Raw genomic sequence first — 18,873 nt, forward strand, 5'->3', positions numbered from 1 at the left:
CTGACTGCCTGCCACTGCACGGGAAAGTTCTTCGTGAACTGCCGCCATCTGATTACGTCACTGTGTCTGACTGCCTGCCACTGCACAGGAAAGTTCTTTGTAAGCTGCCGCCATCCTTGTCATTTTTTTGTTTTCCCCATTTTTATAAGGCCTCTGTTCATGGCTGAGCAGCCATGAACAGAGGTTCGTTTTTTATCCCTTTGTTTTTACGGGCATTCGCTTCCATATCCCGCGGGGAATCAGTTGCCAGAAGAATACGAGTAGTCGATACCTCCAATCGATAACCAGAACCCGTTTTTCCCGCTTCAATCCCTGTACGATTTGCCGCGCTACTTGTTCCGTTTTCATCAGCATGGGATAATGCTTGCCGTCGTTCAGCAGGTCTGTCCGTACAAAGCCGGGACGTATGTCGGTGAAGCGGATATTCGCCCCCTGCAAGTGAGCGAGTTGCTCCAGCGCATCCAGATAAGTGTTCTGAAATCGTTTGGTGGCAGAGTAGGCGGGAGCTACGCCCAGACCTTTTGTCCCCGCAATGGAGCTGATAGCAGCCAGATGCCCTTCCCCCTTTTCTTTAAAATAAGAAAAAGCCGTGTTTGTCATCCGTATGAAGCCGAGTACATTGGTGTGTGCGGTCTTCAGTTCTATGTCCGGTTTCAAGTCCGTGTTCTGGAACCCGACGCCGGAGCTAAGCAAAAACAGGTCCATCCCGCCTGTTCTTCTGATCAACTCTTGTAACTTTTCGGATGCGTCGTCTGATGTCACATCCAGTTCTTGTATCTCCACCTGTTGCGGAACCGTGCGTTGCAACTCCTCCAAGGCTTCGCGCCTTCTTCCGGCTATTCCCACTTTCCATCCCTCCTGAAGCAGGAGTTTGGCTGTTTCTTTTCCGATGCCCGATGTCGCTCCTATAATGATTGCTCGTTTCATACTGACCGATTGTTTTGGTATGTACGGGCAAATGTACGAGATTATTCTCAGATTTGCTTCGAAGTTGAATCTTTCTTTACACTTTGGTTTACTCGTACGAGGAAGTCGGTAAACTTGTATGCGGAAATCGGTAAACTTGTACGCGGAAGTCGGTAAATTCGTGCGCGGAAGGAGGGAAGCCGGATGAATTTCATAAAGCGGCTGAAGGCAGATTCTGTACTTATTCCTTATCGGGGCTCAAGAAATGGTGTGTTTTGTATGCCGAATCGGACTTATGTCATATCTTTGCAGCATGAGAAAATTATTGTGCCCGCAATGTAAGATTGCAGCGATGTATGTGAAGAACGAACAGGGAGACCGTTTGTTGGTCTATGTGCTCGAAGATGGAAAGATAGTACCCAAATCTCCGGAAGAATCATTGGAAGGTTTTGACCTGACGGAGGTTTACTGCTTGGGCTGCTCTTGGCATGGGTCGCCCAAGAGGCTGGTGATAAGATAAGGATTTCACGGTTTCGTGGCTTGACAAATGATTGCTTCCGTCCGGTAGGGGTGATAAGAAGACAAGCAATTCTCCGGTTTCGTGCTCTATCTGTGAGTTGGTGCGTCTTATCAAACAGACTGATATCCTTATGCGAAGCAAGTGTTTCCGGAGGGTAAGGCCGATGGTAATGGACAGGACTGTCGTCACAGTACTTCCGATGTGAATATTGTTATCCCGGAAGTTACGTAAAACGACTGCCCGGTTAGAAATCGGCGGTTTTCTCCACGCAAACTCTTTTCCCGTTGACGGGATGACGGAATTCGATGTATTCGGCGTGCAGATAGAGGCGATCTGCCTTTTTGCCGTAAAGCGTGTCGCCTGTGATGGGGCAGCCCAAACCTTGCGGATGGGCGGCGTGTACACGCAGCTGATGCGTGCGCCCAGTCAGCGGAAAGAAGTGCACGCGTATCTGTTTCTCCGAAATCTCCAGTATTCGGTAGTCGGTGACGGCAGGTTTGCCATGCTCCCGGCTGACTATTTGCCGCGGACGGTCTAAGGGATCGAGGCAAATGGGAAGCTCGATTCTTCCCGATTGCTTCAGCAGCCTTTCGTTTTCACTTCTATCCAGCAGGGCGATATAGCGTTTTTTCACCGTCCGTTGTTCGAACTGTGCCTGCAACTGCCGGTGTATCTCTTTGCTCTTGGCTATCAGCAGCAGTCCTGATGTAGCCATGTCGAGCCGGTGGACAAGCAGCGGACCGGTGGCTTTCGGGTATTTCTCCCGTATGAAACGGTATACGCAGTTGGCTTCTTCAGACTTCCCGGGTACGGAAAGCATGCCGGGAGGCTTGTTGATTACCGCCAACCATTCGTCTTCGAATACCGTTTCGGGCTCTTCTGTCCCCATGCTTTGGGCAAGGAGCGGATTTTCGTCTATTTCCAGTCCCCGGAGCATGTGTTGCAGAATAGGTTCGCATTTGCCTTTGCACGACGGATAGTAATGCCCGTGGCAGCGTATCTCCGTCTTCGGAGATCCGCCCCACCAAAACTCCGCCATAGCCAATGGCTTGAGCTTGTGGAGGTATGCGTATTGCAGCAGTTTGGGCAACGCGCACTCTCCGGCTCCTGCGGGAGGAACTTTGCCGACCGTTTGCGCGAAGATGGAGCACAAGTCTTTCACTTCACCCTTGGCATTCAGCATTCGGAACCGACCGAACAACTTTTGCTGCAAAGCCGCCGAACGTTCTTTCCGCTCGGCTTTTTGCTCCCTGATGGCTTCCTCATGAACTTCGATTTCCGCCTTCAGGGCTTCGAGTCTCGCTTGGGCTTTCCGTTCCATTCGTTTAACTTCCGCTTTCCGGAAGCGGCTCTCTTCGATCATAGCAGCCTGCTCTTCTTCCGAAGGGGCGGGGGAGGACTGCCGCCGCATGTCCCGTGCCTGCTTGGCTGCTTTCAAGGCTGTTTTCGCCTCTTGCAATGCTTCGGCGGCCTGTTGCGTTTCAACTTTCAACTTTTCTTGCAGGTTTACGTAAGCCGCATCCGTTTCCAATTCTTTGATGCGGGAGTTGATGGCCGATATCTGTTCCTCTTCTATTTTGAAGAAACCTTGCGGCTGCAACAAATCGTATACGGGGGGAACGAAGTAAGGATGATCGTTTCTTCCTGCCAGATTGCCCGAGAAAGCCGCCAGATAGCCTACCGTTCCCTGCTCGTCTTGCACCGCCAGCACGCCGAACATCTTACCGAGAGACAGCTCCGCTTCCCATTCTTTTCGGGAGCCGATATAGCGTTTCACCTCTTCCGCCGCCAATACGCACAACGGATGCGGCGTGTAGTGAAAAGGGTAAGTGAATTTCTCCGGCAGCGGGACGTGAGCTGCCGGACGGCTGAATAAATGAAATATCGGTTCGTATATCTGCGTCATTGTCGTGCAAAAGTAAGGAAATATGCGAATTTTGTTCTATATTTGTTCTCATATTATTCTTTTACCATCATAAAACAGCCAAATAATGAATAAACTTGTTATCAATTCGTATCAGGATTTCGAGAAGCTGATCGGGCAGCAGTTAGGAGTTTCCGATTACATAGAACTCTCGCAGGAACGCATCAATCTCTTTGCCGACGCCACGCTCGATCACCAATGGATTCATGTGGATACGGAGCGCGCCCGCGCGGAAAGTCCGTATCGAAGCACCATCGCCCACGGTTATCTGACGTTGTCGATGCTTCCTTATTTGTGGAATCAGATCATCGAGGTGAACAACCTGAAGATGATGATCAACTACGGGATGGATAAGATGAAGTTCGGTCAGGCGGTTCTGGCAGGTCAAAGCATCCGTCTGGTGGCGGCGCTGCATTCGCTCACCAACCTGCGCGGTGTGGCTAAAGCCGAGATAAAGTTTGCCATTGAGATTAAAGACCAACCGAAAAAAGCGTTGGAAGGCATCGCCGTTTTCCTGTACTACTTCGATTGATCTGTACATGGCTGCTACGGACGAGATAGGAAGGCATCGCCGTTTTCCTGTACTACTTCGACTGAACTGTGCATGGCTGGCTACGAATGAGATAGGAAGGCATCGCCGTTTTCCTGTACTACTTCGACTGATCTGTACATGGCTGACTACGGACGAGATAGGAAGGCATCACCGTTTTCCTGTATCACTTCGACCGATCGCCTTTAGTCTTTACTGCAAGATAGAATTCGGGAAATTGCTCGTAGAAGCATAAGTCCTTCCGGTTGCGGTGAACCCTCTTTTTTCTGGGGCGGTTCATCGCTTTCAGTATGTTTGCTCGCACGCTTCGCACAGCCGGCGGCAGCAATTCCGGCTCCATGATTTCAAGCAGCGTGCGCAGTTCCTGTTGCAGTTCGGGCGTGTCCTGTGTCAGCTTGTGCGCCAGCTTCAAGCATAGCGACCGGATGGCGGGAGGCTCTTGCTGCGATGTCATCCGCTCCATGCAGAAGTTCAGCAAGTCTATGCGCAGCGGAATGTCGAATGCTTCGCGGATGAGCAACGAAAGCATCAATCGTTTTTTCCCCACATGCGTGCAATGCGTCACGGAGTCGATAAGTTTGTCCTGCTTACGGCAAAGCTCCTCCAGTTCGCAGTCTGTCATGTGCGTGCACACCCACAACGCCTGATAAGCCACTTGGTCGTCCGTGTCGAATATCAGCCGGAACAAGTTTTTCCGGAGATTGTCGTCACTCTGCGCATAATACGTTATTTCCTGCACGTCCTCCATTTGTATTCTCCCGGAGAGCTTGGAGCGTAGATTTATTCTTTTCATTTTTTTGATTTATTTCATCACGTCGTTTGCCCGATCGAATTTTCATCTGCGGGCGACAGAACTTTCATGGATTCCGGACATCGTTTTCATTTGCGGCAGAAACGGTTGCTGTCTTTTTACAATGGGATTCCATTCGTTATAGGCAAGCCTTTGTCTGCGACAAACAGAGCCTTCATTCTTGTCGAACAGAACCTCTGTTTTTGACGAACAGAGCTTTTATTCCTGACGAATGAAGGTTCTGTTTGTTGTGCCCGAAGCTTTCATCTGCCAATAGGTCATTTGATTTCATTTCAGATTTCGGGGTGTACCGAAAACAATCCGCACACCCCTGACTCTTTGCGGCAAAGATATTTAAAATTCGTTGATGCCGCACAATAATATGAGAAGAATCGGTTTCATTTCCGTTCTCCGTACCCTTTTAGCTATTCCAGTTCGTCGAGAATCTTTTTCACGTCTACCGGTTGCAAGCGTCCGTACACTTTTTCACCAATCATCACTACCGGCGCCAGTCCGCAGGCTCCCACACATCGCAGGCAGTCGAGCGAATATTTGCCGTCCGGCGTCGTTTCACCCACGTCGATACCCAGCACCCTCCTGAATTCGTCGAGCAGCTTTTCCGATCCGCGCACGTAACATGCTGTTCCCATACAAACGGATATCGGATGCTTCCCTTTGGGCGCCATGGTGAAAAAGGTGTAGAAAGTGACTACCCCATATACTTTGGAAACCGGTATGCCCAGTTTGGAAGCGATGATTCGCTGCATCTCTTCGGGCAAATACCCTTGCAGATGCTGAGCCTCATGGAGTATGTTGATCAGTTCTCCGGGGTCGTTCCGGTGCTTGTCGCAGATTGCTCTGACCTGCTCTGCTATTTCACAAGCGAGTTTTATATCTGACATAATTTTTCCTTTTACGTTAGTTCTTGGATTTGTTGAAGTAGTGCGTGTGCAACAGCCTTTCCGACAGCTCGTCCAGCGGTTTCCCCAGATACTCTTCGTACAACTGCCGGATGTACGGATTATCGTGCGATTTGCGCAATTGCTTTTGGGAATCTTCGCGATAAAGCGCGTTGGCACGTGCGTAAAGCACGTCGGATTTGCCGTGGTGCAACGGCTGCCCGCCTCCTCCGATGCAACCTCCGGGGCATGCCATAATCTCGATGATGTGGTATTCGTTACGTCCGTTCCGGATATCTTCGAGCAGTTGCCGGGCATTACCCAGTCCGTGCGCGATGCCTACTTTAAGTTCGAATCCGTTCAGATCGATCGCTGCCCGTCGTACACCGCTCAGTCCGCGCACCTGTTCGAAGTTTACGTCTTCCAGAGTTTCACCCGTGTAGATTTCGTACACAGACCGCAGGGCGGCTTCCATCACTCCGCCTGTGGTTCCGAAGATAACCCCCGCTCCGGTCGATTCCCCCAGCGGATTGTCGAAGTTGCTGTCCGGAAGCAAAGTGAAACCGATGTTGGCGCGTTTGATGAGCCGTGCCAACTCGCGGGTGGAGATGGAGTAGTCGACGTCGGGGTGACCCTCTGTTTTGAACTCATGGCGGTCGCACTCGTATTTCTTTGCCAAACAAGGCATGATGGATACTACCGTCAGTTTCTCTCTGGGTATCGCCATCTTTTCCGCCCAATAGCTCTTGGCGACGGAGCCGAACATCTGTTGAGGCGAGCGCGCGGTGGAAGGAATGTCGAGCATATCCGGGAAATGGTGCTCGAAGAAGTTTACCCATGCCGGACAGCAGGACGTGAGGATGGGAAGGCGTACCGATTTGTCTCCGTTGAGATGTCTGGTAAGCCGGTTTAGAATCTCCGAACCCTCTTCCATAATGGTGAGATCGGCCGCAAAGTCGGTATCGAACACGTAGTCGAAACCCAGTTCCCGCAAAGCGTACACCATCTTTCCCGTGACCAGCGTGCCGGGTTTCAGTCCGAACTCCTCTCCTAAAGCTGCGCGCACGGCAGGAGCGGTCTGTACGATGACGATTTTATCAGGGTCGGCCAAGTCTTCGATCAGCCGATTGGTGTGGTCGCGCTCGGTCAATGCCCCGACGGGACATACGGCAACACACTGCCCGCAATAGGTGCATTCGCTTTCGGTCATCATTTTGTCGAAAGCAGGAGCAATGGTCGTATTGAACCCCCGTCGAATGGCTCCGAGTGCGCCGACCGTCTGCACTTCATTGCATACGCTCTCGCACCGGCGGCAGAAAATACACTTGTCCATGTTGCGGACAATGGATGAAGTGACTTCCCGCTTGCGCGGAGAGAGCTCGCCCCCGTTGAAAGGCATCTCGCGGATGTTGAAGCGCAGGGCCAGTGTTTGAAGCTCGCAATCGCCGCACTTGGGGCAGGTGAGACAGTCGTTCGGATGATCCGACAGAATCAGTTCGGCAATAATCTTACGGGCATTCATCACCCTCAGCGTGCTGGTCTTTACAACCATTCCCTCCGTACACGGAGTAGAGCAGGCAGGCGCCAAGTTTCTCCGCCCTGCAACTTCCACGACACACACGCGGCACGAAGCCGGATTGTTCTTGATGCAAGTCCCTTTCAAGTCGATGTGGCAAAGAGTCGGTATGTCGATGCCAATTTTACAGGCGGCTTCGAGAATCGTGCTTCCTTCGGCGACGGTAATGAAGTGACCGTCGATTTGAAGTGTAATCTGTTTTTCTTCCATAGCATATAGATTTTAGGAAACGAGAATCGCTTTGAATTTACAGCGTGCCATGCACATGCCGCACTTGATACAAAGACCGGGATTTATCACATGAGGCTTTCGTACCATGCCGCTGATGGCATCGGAGGGGCAGTGTTTCGCGCAGATGTGGCAGCCGATGCAAAGCTCGGGGTTGATCGTATAGGTAAGCAATGCTTTGCAACGCTTGGCTCGACAGGTCTTGTTTCTGACGTGCTCCATGTATTCGTCGTAGAAATTATCTATGGTGGATAGAACCGGATTGGGCGACGTTTGCCCCAGCCCGCAAAGCGCCGTGTCTTTGATGACGCGTCCCAGCGTAGAAAGCATTGCCAGATCTTTCTCATTCGCTTTTCCTTCGGTTATCTTATTTAATATCTCCAACAGGCGCTTGTTGCCGATGCGGCACGGAGTGCACTTACCGCAAGACTCTTCTACCGTGAAATCGAGATAGAAGCGGGCGACCGATACCATGCAGTCGTCTTCATCCATCACAATCATACCGCCCGAACCCATCATAGAGCCTGCAGCAAGCAAATTGTCGAAGTCGATGGGGGTGTCCAGATGCTTTTCCGTGAGGCATCCGCCGGACGGACCTCCCGTCTGTACCGCCTTGAACTTTTTCCCCTCTTTAATGCCTCCGCCGATTTCATAGATGACTTCCCGCAAGGTAGTCCCCATCGGAACTTCGATGAGACCTACGTTATTTATCTTTCCGGCAAGCGCAAACACCTTCGTTCCCTTAGACTGTTCTGTACCGATGGAGGCAAACCACTCGCTTCCCTTAGTCAGTATCACGGGTATGTTGGCCAATGTCTCCACATTGTTCACGTTTGTCGGCCTTCCCTGATAACCGTACTCTGCGGGGTAGGGGGGCTTTAGTGTCGGTTCGCCTCTTTTGCCCTCCATCGAATGGATCAATGCAGTCTCCTCTCCGCATACGAAAGCTCCTGCTCCGTAACGAATCTCGATATCGAAAGAAAAATCGGTTCCTAAGATGTGGTTGCCGAGCAGCCCATATTCCTGTGCCTGTGCTATCGCCTTCTTCAAACGTTGTATGGCGAGCGGATATTCTGCGCGGATGTAGACCAGCCCTTTCGATGATCCGATGGAATATCCGCAGATAGCCATCGCCTCTACGATGGAATGCGGATCGCCTTCCATGATGGAACGGTCCATGAATGCGCCCGGGTCTCCCTCATCGGCATTGCAAACTACATACTTCATATCCGATTCCTGTTTATGTGCGAACTCCCATTTCATTCCGGTAGGGAATCCCCCTCCGCCCCGGCCGCGCAGGCCCGACCGCTTGATGGCGTCGATGATTTCCGTCGGTTGCTTAAAAAACAGACAGTCGGCCAAAGCGAAGTATCCGTCGCGCGCAATGTATTCTTCGATATTTTCGGGATCGATAAAACCGCAATTACGCAAAGCAACTCTCATCTGTTTCCTATAGAAATCCATGTGTTTGGAGTCGCTGACAGCCTTTTGAGTCTTCGGGTCTTCGTAGAGCAGTCGTTCCACTTTATGCCCTCCGACAATGTGTTCGCTGATAATTTCTTCCGCGTCTTCGGGGGTAACCTGTATGTAAAACGTATTATCCGGAATGATTTTCACGATAGGTCCCTTCTCGCAGAAACCGAAACAGCCCACGGTAATCACTTCCGCTTTATCGGCTATGCCGTTCTTTTCAATCGCTCTTATCAGGTTCTCCCTGATAGTATGGCTCGAAGAAGCCTTGCATCCGGTACCTTCGCAAGTCAGTATCTGAAGATGTTCCGTGCCGGCTGCCAACCCGCAGCTCTCTTCTACCGGCTTCACGTTGCTTTCTTCACGCAAGAGTAAGGCGTGCGCCGCTCTTTTCCTGATTGTTTGTAAATCATAGATAGATAGAAGTTTCATAAGTGTTAGATTTTGAAGACTTTGCAAATATATGTGATATATTTCAGATTCTCACATCAGGCTATAAAAATATGTGAGAATACTTTCGGATTCTTTCTTTATCAGAGAAAAATAAAAAGAAGCACCGTTATTAGTCCGTACAAAAGGAACTAAAACGGTACTTCATTGGATTTGTTTCGCGAAGCGGAAGAACTTTCTGCGGAACTAATCTATACTAAAACGGTACTTCGTTGGATTTGTTTCCCGGCATCGGTCATGCGGGAGAGTATAGGAGAAGACAAAGCGGTGCTTCTCCTATATTTAAGTTTCAAACTCTTGTTTCGGTTTATTCACATCCGCTTTATGGCATTCTGTTATTGCGAAATGTTTATATACGGACTCCGAGCTTTTAATTACAACCTCATCACGTCTTCTTCGAATTGGTCCTTATTTCCTGCTGCCTTATTGCGTATTCTGCTCCGGTAATTATAAATAGTGGCCAAAGAATATCCCAGAAAGTGTGCGATCCGATTACTGTCCGTCACACCTAACCGGATAAGCGCGAAAATGCGAAGCTCTGTGGTCAGCAGTTCATCCGATTTGGGATATATTTTCCCCTCTTCCATCAGCAGATCGTTGAATGAAGAAATGAAGTTCGGAAACAGTTTCAAGAAAGATCTGTCGAATTCATTATAGAATTCATCCCGTTCATCGCGAATGAATTGCTCGGATTTAATGGCTTTGAATAAGTCTTCAATTCGCGAAGCCATCGCTAATTTGGCTAACGAACGCCTGTATGTCTCCAGCTTGTCCAAGTAGTTCACGCATCTGTCGAGATAGCGGGCGATGTATACTTCTTTAATTTTGCCGGTTTCTTCCAACTCTTTATTCACTGCTCGCATTTGTTTATTGGCTATGCTCAAGTCGCGGCGCATGGCAGAAAGTTTTTTCATCCACCGATATAAGAAAAAAATGGCAATGAGCAGGAACAAAGACAATATGCTGATGCTGATTAATAATATCCGTGAAACGGCCCGTTGCCTTTCCTCTTTCAGTTTATATGCTTTGTCGATGATCGGGAAAAAACGGGTTACTTCGATAAAACGCAAGCGGGCATTAGAAGCTACCGCATCTTCCATCGAACGGCTTAAATATTTGTAAGCGCGATCGATATCCCCGCGTTCATACATCAATTGAGCCAGTTTTTGCAGGGAAGCATATTCTCTGACCGATGATTCCAAATCTGCAATCGCTGTGAGTGCCAGATAGTAAGCCTCCTGTTCTGCATCTTCTTTTATATTGCAGGCTTCGGAAAGTGTATAATAGATATATGCTTTTTGTCGCAGGTCTGTTGTGTCTTCGAGTATTTTGTTCAGCATAGCCATTGCTGTGTCAGGGTGGTCATTCACTATATTCTTTTCTGCCAAAACGATTGTCCTGTTTATTCCTGCCGGCATCGAAGCGATAATGGAGTCACGATACAAATCGGTTTTCTTCAGGTATTTTATTTTTTCCTGTTGATTGGTCGTATAATCTGCCAGCCAGCCGTAGCAGGCACGATACGTTTGATAGTAAGATTGCAGGGTTTCTTTTCCCAACTTTCGGGGATTGATTTGCCTTAATTGTTCTAATGCTTCATTATACATTCCCATTACTCCCATTACTGTGGCCCGATCGATAATCAGTTCGTCTTTTAACTCCGGTCGACGAAGTGACGACAAAAGATCCATTTGAAGATCGATGTAATGAAGTGCGGAGTCGGCTTGATAGTGTAAATATGCGTCGAATAAAGAACCGCACAACCTGTATTTCTTCAACACGTCGCCGGAGTGGGTAAGCTGTTGTTTCAGTTCGTCTATTTCTTTTTCTTTCCGGAGTTGCAGGACATTTTTCTCATTCATCACCTTATCCAGTTGTTTGAAGATTGCTTTATCATCTCTGTGTTTTGCGAACAAAGCAGATGAGGAGATAAACAAGAGAAGCAGGATATGATAAATTATCTTTTTCATAAGATTACTTCTTTAGATTCTTACAAAGATATAAATATAGAAAGGAATATAAAGAATATTGCCGTTACTATTTTCATTTCACTTTATATTATTCTCATTCTGTCACAGGCAACCTATCCTTATAATCAATGATATACTCTTTTTATCCTTTATATTTTTATTCTAATGCAGCAAAGCGACCAACAGGAGCTTTATTTTTGCATAAAACGTTTTTGGTAACCCTAAATATAACTGTTTATCATGAAAAGACTTTTTATATTAGTAGCCCTTTCTACTTTTTGGGGATGTCATTCTAAAATAATAGCGGCAACTCCTGTCGTTAAAAAAGTAGCCCCTTCTTTTTGGTGGGCGGGAATGAAGAATCCTGAGTTGCAAATATTGCTGTATGGCGAGCAAATATCCTCAGCCTCGGTCAATCTTTCATCAAGCGATATCCTGTTGAAGGAGGTGGTAAAGCAAGAAAACCCCAACTATTTGCTTCTTTATCTGGATGTGTCGAAGGCTTCTCCGCAACAATTCCATATCTTCTTGAAACAAGGAAACAACCGACTGACGGTTCCTTATGAACTGAAACCTCGCCGGATGGGAGCGGAGAATGTTGAAGGCTTTCATTCGGGAGACGTACTTTATCTGATCATGCCCGATCGTTTTGCCAATGGCGATCCTTCCAACGACAGAATTTCCGGGATGCTTGAATCGAAAGTAAACCGTAACGATCCGTTCGCTCGTCATGGAGGCGACCTGAAAGGGATAGAAGAGCATTTGGATTATATAGCCGATTTAGGCGTCACTGCTCTTTGGTTGAATCCGGTTCAGGAAAACAATATGAAGGAAGGTTCTTACCACGGATATGCCGTTACCGATTATTACCGGATAGATCCCCGCTTGGGCACTAATGACGATTTTCTTCGCTTGGTCGGTCGGGCAAACTCTAAAGGGATTAAGGTAGTGATGGATATGATTTTCAATCATTGCGGAAGAGAGAATTACCTGTTCAGGGACATGCCTTCCAAAGATTGGTTTAATTATGAAGGCGAATATGTACAGACTACTTATCAGACCATTACTCAGTCCGATCCGTATGCAACCGACTATGCGAAAAAGATAGCTGTCGATGGTTGGTTTACCGAATCGATGCCCGATTTCAACCAAAGGAATCGTCATGTGGCAACCTATTTAATTCAGAACAGTATTTGGTGGATCGAATATGCCGGTATTAATGGCATCCGTCAGGATACCCATCCTTATGCGGATTTTGATATGATGGCGAAATGGTGCCGGGCTGTGAATGAAGAATATCCTGCTTTGAATATTGTGGGAGAAACATGGCTGGGAAGCAATGTGTTGATTTCTTATTGGCAAAAAGACAGTAAACTGGCCGCTCCGAAAAACTCTTACCTGCCTTCTGTCATGGACTTTCCGTTAATGGAGCACATGAACAAGGCATTCGACGAAGAAACGACCGACTGGAACGGAGGACTTTTCAGGCTCTATGAATATTTGGCACAGGATATCGTATACCCCGATCCGATGAATCTGCTGACTTTCCTCGACAATCACGATACCTCACGCTTCTTTCGCTCCGATGATGATACTAAGAATCTCGACCGTTATAAACAAGCGCTCGTGTTTTTATCGACTACGCGCGGCATTCCCCAGATATATTATGGAACGGAAATTTTAATGTCCGCCGATAAAGCGAATGGCGACGGATTGCTTCGTTGCGATTTTCCCGGAGGATGGAAAGAAGATACGCTCAATTGTTTTGAGAGTTCCGGGCGCACCGCATTGCAAGAAGAAGCATTTTCCTTTATGCGCGCATTGCTTCAATGGCGGAAGGGAAACGAAGCGATAGCCAAAGGCGATTTGAAGCAAATAGCTCCTTATAAAGGCGTGTATGCGTATCGGCGTAAATACGGAGAAAAATCGGTGGTGGTTTTCCTGAATGGTAATAATCGGGAACAAACAATCGACTTGACTCCTTATCGGGAAATTCTACCTTCTTCTACTGCCATCGATGTTTTGACGAACAAAACGATTCGGCTCGAAAAAGATATGACACTTCCCGCGCGTGGTTTCTATGTTTTTTCTTTCTGAATAAGTTCACTACGACTTATATTTATCGCTGATATAAAAATGATTAATACGCTTATATACAGTATGGTATGATTTATATGCGTTTGTATTTTTATTCTATTGAAAATGTTTATATAAGATAGAGGCTAAATTTGCAATATACCGAACTAAAAGGGATAGCTGTTAGCTTATAATTTAATACCATAAATAAAATGAAGAAGAATTTTCTACTTATCGCTTTTCTTTGCGTTGCGGCTTTGATGAATGCGCAACAAAGACTGACCTCGCCGGATGGAAATCTGGTTATGACTTTTCAAATCAATCAAAAAGGTATTCCTACGTATGAACTGACCTATAAAGGCAAACCGGTAATCAAGACCAGCCGGTTGGGTTTGGAGTTGAAGAAAGAAGATGCGGCCAAGACAGATTTCGATTGGGTAGACCGCAGAGATCTGACAAAGCTCGATGCGCAAGCAAATCTTTATAGCGGCTTTGTTTTGAAAGAAACGAGCACTTCTACATTTGATGAAGTTTGGCAGCCGGTTTGGGGAGAAGAAAAAGAAATTCGCAATCACTATAATGAATTGGCTGCCACATTGCATCAGGCCGAAACCGATCGTCAATTGTTGATACGCTTTCGTTTGTTCAATGACGGATTGGGTTTTCGTTATGAATTCCCCCGTCAGAAGAATCTGAATTATTTCATTATAAAAGATGAACGCACTCAGTTTGCCATGTCAGGTGACCATACTGCTTTCTGGATACCCGGCGATTACGATACGCAAGAATATGATTATACTACTTCTCGCTTGTCGGAAATCAGAGGATTGATGAAGAAAGCAATCACTCCGAACTGTTCACAGGCTCCTTTCTCGGCTACAGGTGTACAAACCTCGCTGATGATGAAAACCGATGACGGTTTATATATCAATCTTCATGAGGCTGCTTTGATCGATTACTCTTTAATGAACTTGAATCTCGATGACAAGAATTTCGTTTTCGAATCATGGTTGACTCCCGATGCACAAGGTAACAAAGGCCACTTACAGACACCTTGTACCAGTCCTTGGCGCACGGTTATTGTGAGTGACGATGCACGCAGTATTCTTGCTTCACGCATCACGCTCAATCTGAACGAGCCTTGTAAGATAGCGGATACTTCATGGATTAAACCTGTGAAATATATCGGCGTATGGTGGGACATGATTACAGGAAAAGGCTCATGGGCCTACACAGACGAATTGAGCAGTGTGAAACTGGGAGTTACCGATTATACAAAAACGAAGCCGAACGGTAAGCACTCCACCAATACTGCGAACGTAAAACGCTATATCGATTTTGCTGCTACCCACGGATTCGATGCCGTACTCGTAGAGGGCTGGAACGAAGGATGGGAAGATTGGTTCGGCAACAGCAAAGATTATGTGTTCGACTTTGTTACTCCGTATCCTGATTTCGACGTGAAAGAAGTTCAACGTTATGCTGCAAGCAAAGGAGTAAAAATGATGATGCACCATGAAACTTCATCTTCCGTTCGTAACTACGAGCGTCACATGGATAAAGCCTATCAGTTTATGGTGGATAACGGATACAATTCCGTGAAAAGCGGCTATGTGGGCAACATCATTCCCCGTGGTGAACATCACTACGGACAGTGGATGAACAATCATTATCTGTATGCGATAAAGAAAGCGGCCGACTATAAAATTATGGTTAACGCACATGAAGCTGTCCGCCCTACGGGAATTTGCCGTACATACCCTAATCTTATCGGTAATGAGTCGGCTCGCGGCACAGAATATGAAGCTTTCGGAGGAAATAATGTAAATCATACGACAATACTTCCGTTTACTCGTTTGTTGGGCGGACCGATGGATTATACGCCCGGTATATTCGAGACGGATTGCAGTAAAATGAATCCGGACAACCATTCCCGCGTGCGTTCTACTTTGGCCCGTCAGTTGGCTTTATATGTCACGATGTATAGTCCGTTGCAAATGGCTGCCGACATTCCCGAAAACTATGAACGGTTTATGGATGCTTTTCAGTTTATCAAAGATGTAGCGATCGATTGGGATGAAACCCGTTATTTGGAAGCAGAACCGGGGCAATACTTAACTATTGCCCGTAAAGCGAAAGGAACGAACGACTGGTATGTAGGCTGCACCGCAGGTGAAGGAGGACATGCTTCCAGACTTTCACTTGACTTCCTTGATTCGGGAAAACGGTATGTGGCTACGATATATGCCGATGCGAAAGATGCCGATTGGGAGAAGAATCCGCAAGCATACACCATTCGCAAAGGAGTGGTCGGCAATAAAACCAAGTTAAATCTTCGTGCCGCCAATGGAGGCGGATACGCTATCAGCATTAAAGAGGTAAAAGATAAATCAGAGTTGAAAGGATTGAAAAGGTTTTAAAATAAAAAGGTTCTGAAACGCAAAGTTTTCAATAGGTATTTTGTGAGAGAATAATTAAATCTTATATACTAACTTAACTTTAAATTAATGACATGAAAAGGTTTTTGATGCTTAAAGCACTACTTTTCGTAGTGGGCTTACTCTTGTCCATAGGAGCGTTTGCACAGCAAATGACGGTAAAAGGACATGTGAAAGACGCAACAGGAGAACCGGTAATCGGTGCCAACGTATTGATAAAAGGAACAACCAGCGGAGTTATCACCGATTTTGACGGAAACTTTGTGTTGCAAGCTAAACAGGGTGATGTTGTAATCATTTCGTTTGTTGGATATCAGACACAGGAATTACCGGTACAACCCGTGCTTAATGTGGTTCTGAAAGACGACTCCCAGTTACTCCAGGATGTAGTGGTTATCGGTTATGGTACGGTGAAGAAGAACGACCTGACCGGATCGACTTTAGCGATCGATGCGGATAAAATGGTAAAAGGAGCTGCAACATCGGCAACCGACTTATTGGTCGGTAAGGCTGCCGGTGTGAGTGTGATAACCAATGGCGGCGCTCCCGGAGCCGGGGCCACTATTCGTGTCCGTGGCGGTTCGTCTATGTCTGCGAGCAATGATCCGTTGATCGTTATCGATGGCGTTCCGGTAGATAATGGCGGTATAGATGGTATGAGTAATCCTTTGGCGACGATTCATCCCAATGATATTGAAACTTTCACGATTCTGAAAGATGCTTCTTCGACTGCGATTTACGGTTCTCGTGCATCCAACGGTGTTATTATCATAACAACGAAAAAAGGGAAATCGGGTAAGGTCAAGGTAAATTATAGCGGTACGTTTTCTGTAAGCACTAAAACGAAAACCGTAGACGTGATGGGTGCTGATAATTTCCGCTCTTTTGTGGAAGAAAAGTTCGGTAAGGAAAGCAATCAGTACGCCGCTTTGGGTGAATCTTCAACGGACTGGCAGAAAGAAATATTTCGTACCGCTCTCAGCACAGACCATAATGTCAGCGTAGCAGGTGCAATACCTCATATGCCATATCGCGTATCGCTTGCGTATACCAATGAAAACGGTATTTTGAAAACATCTAATTTGCAACGTTGGACGGGTGCTGTCAGCTTAAATCCGAATTTCTTCGAAAAGAAGCTGAACATTCAGTTGAATGTGAAAGGCGTATATAATACCAATCGTTTTGCCGATACGGGTTCGATCGGTATAGCTACGCAATTTGACCCGACACAGCCTGTTTACATGGAAGGTTCGGATTTCGGAAACGGATATTATATGGCTTTGGATAAATCAAAATCGCCTATCGGTATCGCGCTGGCCAATCCGGTTGCCATGTTAGAGCAAAAGCATGACGAGTCTACCGTTTATAGAAGCATCGGTAATGCTCAGATCGATTACAGAATGCACTTTTTGCCTGAACTCCGTGCCAACCTGAACTTAGGATATGATGTTTCCAAAGGTGAAGGAGATGTTATTATCGAAGATAATTCTCCGATGACTTGGGTAACCGGTAATTATAAACAAGGCTGGGGCGAGAACTCACATTACTATCAGTTGAAGCGCAACCTTTTGCTTGATTTCTATCTGAATTATGCGAAAGAGTTCGGAAAACATAATTTAGACGTGATGGCCGGATATTCATGGCAACACTTTTATAACAGTACAAGCCGCTCTTATCCTTATTCGGAAGCAATGGCAAAGAAAAAGAACGCCTCGGAATACAAAGATCCCGACAGCTATGAAACAGAGAATTATCTGGTATCTTTCTTCGGTCGTTTGAATTATTCGTTGATGAACCGGTATTTACTCACCTTCACGCTTCGTAATGACGGCTCTTCCCGTTTCAATAAAGATAACCGTTGGGGGTTATTCCCTTCTGTAGCTTTGGCATGGAAGATGAACGAAGAAGGATTTATGAAAGATGTAAGAGCCATATCCGATCTGAAACTTCGTTTGGGATACGGTATTACCGGACAACAAAATCTTGGAAACGGCGATTATCCCTATCTTCCCCGTTATATGGCAAGCAAAGCCGGAGCTGCTTATTTCTTCGGCGACAACAAATATTCATTATTGGTTCCGTTGGCTTTCGATGCCAATCTGAAATGGGAGGAAACTACCACTTACAATGTCGGTATCGACTATGGATTCCTGAACGGACGCATTACGGGAGCATTAGACCTGTATTATCGTAAAACGGAAGATTTGCTGAATACGGTGGCTGTTGCTGCAGGAACAAACTTCAATAATGAGTTGCTCACGAACGTAGGTACACTGGAAAATAAGGGTATTGAGTTTTCAATCAACGCTCATGCCATTACTTCAAAGGATTGGAATTGGAATTTGGGATATAATATCTCATATAATAAAAACAAAATTACAAAGATGACCATCAACGACGATCCGAACTATGTGGGAGTTATTCATGGGGGTATCGATGGAGCTACCGGTACTAACGTAATGATCAATGCGGTGAATAATCCTTATAATTCGTTCTATGTTTTCGAACAGATTTATGACCAAAACGGCAAACCTATCGAAGGCGCTTATGTCGATCATAACGGTGACGGAAAAGTCGGTGAAAAAGAGAATGACGGAGATTTGATTGCCTATAAAAAGTCGGCTCCCGATGTGTTTATGGGACTTACTTCACAACTCTCATACAAGAATTGGGATCTTTCGTTTGCCATGCGGGCAAGTATCGGCAACTATGTTTACAATAATGTTCAATCTAACCGTGAGGCATGGGGAGGTTCTGAAATGTATGATAATACAGGCTTCCTGAAAAACAGGATCAATAGCGCCAGAGATACGAATTTCAAAGAACCGCGCCGTCGCTCGAGCTATTATGTGCAGAATGCTTCTTTCTTGAGAATGGACAACATTTCACTGGGCTATACATTCAATAAATTGTTTAACGAAAAGCAGACCGCAAGGGTCTATGCAACGGTGCAAAATCCGTTTGTTATTACAAAGTACAGCGGTTTGGATCCTGAAATAAGCGGAGAAGGAATCGATAACAACATCTATCCCCGTCCGCGTGTGTTTATGATCGGACTTAATCTTAACTTCTAAAC

At 46.6% G+C, this 18,873-nt stretch carries 12 protein-coding genes; 5 read left to right on the forward strand and 7 right to left on the reverse strand.

The features are described from left to right. Nucleotides 1-192: 192 nt before the first annotated feature. On the reverse strand, nucleotides 193-927 hold the full coding sequence (locus tag GGR07_RS01110; RefSeq protein WP_021646899.1) for an SDR family NAD(P)-dependent oxidoreductase: 735 nt from the start codon (nucleotides 925-927) through the stop codon (nucleotides 193-195). Between the two features lie 292 nt (nucleotides 928-1,219). On the opposite strand from GGR07_RS01110, the gene GGR07_RS01115 reads away from it, so the two are divergent. Beyond that, the gene (locus tag GGR07_RS01115; protein ID WP_034544058.1) at nucleotides 1,220-1,426 is read left to right on the forward strand and encodes a hypothetical protein; all 207 of its coding nucleotides are present in this window, start codon (nucleotides 1,220-1,222) and stop codon (nucleotides 1,424-1,426) included. A 244-nt stretch (nucleotides 1,427-1,670) separates the two neighbouring features. Here GGR07_RS01115 and GGR07_RS01120 read toward each other — a convergent pair whose 3' ends face one another. Then, complete coding sequence (locus GGR07_RS01120; protein WP_039972960.1) at nucleotides 1,671-3,311, reverse strand: RluA family pseudouridine synthase; 1,641 nt, start codon at nucleotides 3,309-3,311, stop codon at nucleotides 1,671-1,673. Between the two features lie 106 nt (nucleotides 3,312-3,417). Here GGR07_RS01120 and GGR07_RS01125 point away from each other — a divergent pair, with 106 nt between their 5' ends. Continuing rightward, nucleotides 3,418-3,882, forward strand: coding sequence for a MaoC family dehydratase (locus GGR07_RS01125; RefSeq protein WP_021646894.1), 465 nt, complete (start codon nucleotides 3,418-3,420; stop codon nucleotides 3,880-3,882). Between the two features lie 184 nt (nucleotides 3,883-4,066). On the opposite strand, the gene GGR07_RS01130 is transcribed toward GGR07_RS01125, so the two are convergent. From GGR07_RS01130 to GGR07_RS01150, 5 genes are all read right to left on the reverse strand, one after another. After that, nucleotides 4,067-4,693, reverse strand: a complete 627-nt coding sequence (locus GGR07_RS01130) for a hypothetical protein (protein ID WP_021646893.1) — start codon at nucleotides 4,691-4,693, stop codon at nucleotides 4,067-4,069. Nucleotides 4,694-5,115: 422 nt separating this feature from the next. Continuing rightward, nucleotides 5,116-5,592: an NADH-quinone oxidoreductase subunit NuoE gene (gene nuoE / locus GGR07_RS01135; RefSeq protein ID WP_021646891.1), complete on the reverse strand. Its 477-nt coding sequence runs from the start codon at nucleotides 5,590-5,592 to the stop codon at nucleotides 5,116-5,118. A gap of 16 nt (nucleotides 5,593-5,608) precedes the next feature. After that, nucleotides 5,609-7,375 (reverse strand): NADH-dependent [FeFe] hydrogenase, group A6, encoded by a 1,767-nt coding sequence (locus GGR07_RS01140; protein ID WP_021646890.1) that lies wholly within the window; start codon nucleotides 7,373-7,375, stop codon nucleotides 5,609-5,611. 12 nt (nucleotides 7,376-7,387) lie between these two features. Next, the gene (locus GGR07_RS01145) at nucleotides 7,388-9,295 is read right to left on the reverse strand and encodes an NADH-quinone oxidoreductase subunit NuoF (RefSeq protein ID WP_021646889.1); all 1,908 of its coding nucleotides are present in this window, start codon (nucleotides 9,293-9,295) and stop codon (nucleotides 7,388-7,390) included. A gap of 392 nt (nucleotides 9,296-9,687) precedes the next feature. Further along, the gene (locus tag GGR07_RS01150; RefSeq protein ID WP_034543652.1) at nucleotides 9,688-11,283 is read right to left on the reverse strand and encodes a DUF6377 domain-containing protein; all 1,596 of its coding nucleotides are present in this window, start codon (nucleotides 11,281-11,283) and stop codon (nucleotides 9,688-9,690) included. Nucleotides 11,284-11,523: 240 nt separating this feature from the next. Between GGR07_RS01150 and GGR07_RS01155 the strand changes: the two genes are divergently transcribed. The 3 genes from GGR07_RS01155 (at nucleotide 11,524) to GGR07_RS01165 (ending at nucleotide 18,871) form a co-directional block, all read left to right on the forward strand. Beyond that, nucleotides 11,524-13,380 carry a glycoside hydrolase family 13 protein gene (locus GGR07_RS01155; protein ID WP_034543651.1) on the forward strand — a complete coding sequence of 619 codons (1,857 nt, stop codon included), beginning with the start codon at nucleotides 11,524-11,526 and terminating at the stop codon, nucleotides 13,378-13,380. 191 nt (nucleotides 13,381-13,571) lie between these two features. Next, entirely contained in the window at nucleotides 13,572-15,779 is a 2,208-nt protein-coding gene (locus GGR07_RS01160) for a glycoside hydrolase family 97 protein (RefSeq protein WP_122056555.1), read from the forward strand. A 92-nt stretch (nucleotides 15,780-15,871) separates the two neighbouring features. Further along, nucleotides 15,872-18,871 (forward strand): SusC/RagA family TonB-linked outer membrane protein, encoded by a 3,000-nt coding sequence (locus tag GGR07_RS01165; RefSeq protein WP_034543650.1) that lies wholly within the window; start codon nucleotides 15,872-15,874, stop codon nucleotides 18,869-18,871. Nucleotides 18,872-18,873: the final 2 nt, after the last annotated feature.

This window comes from Bacteroides pyogenes (assembly GCF_014196225.1).
Taxonomy (GTDB): Bacteria; Bacteroidota; Bacteroidia; order Bacteroidales; family Bacteroidaceae; genus Bacteroides; species Bacteroides pyogenes_A.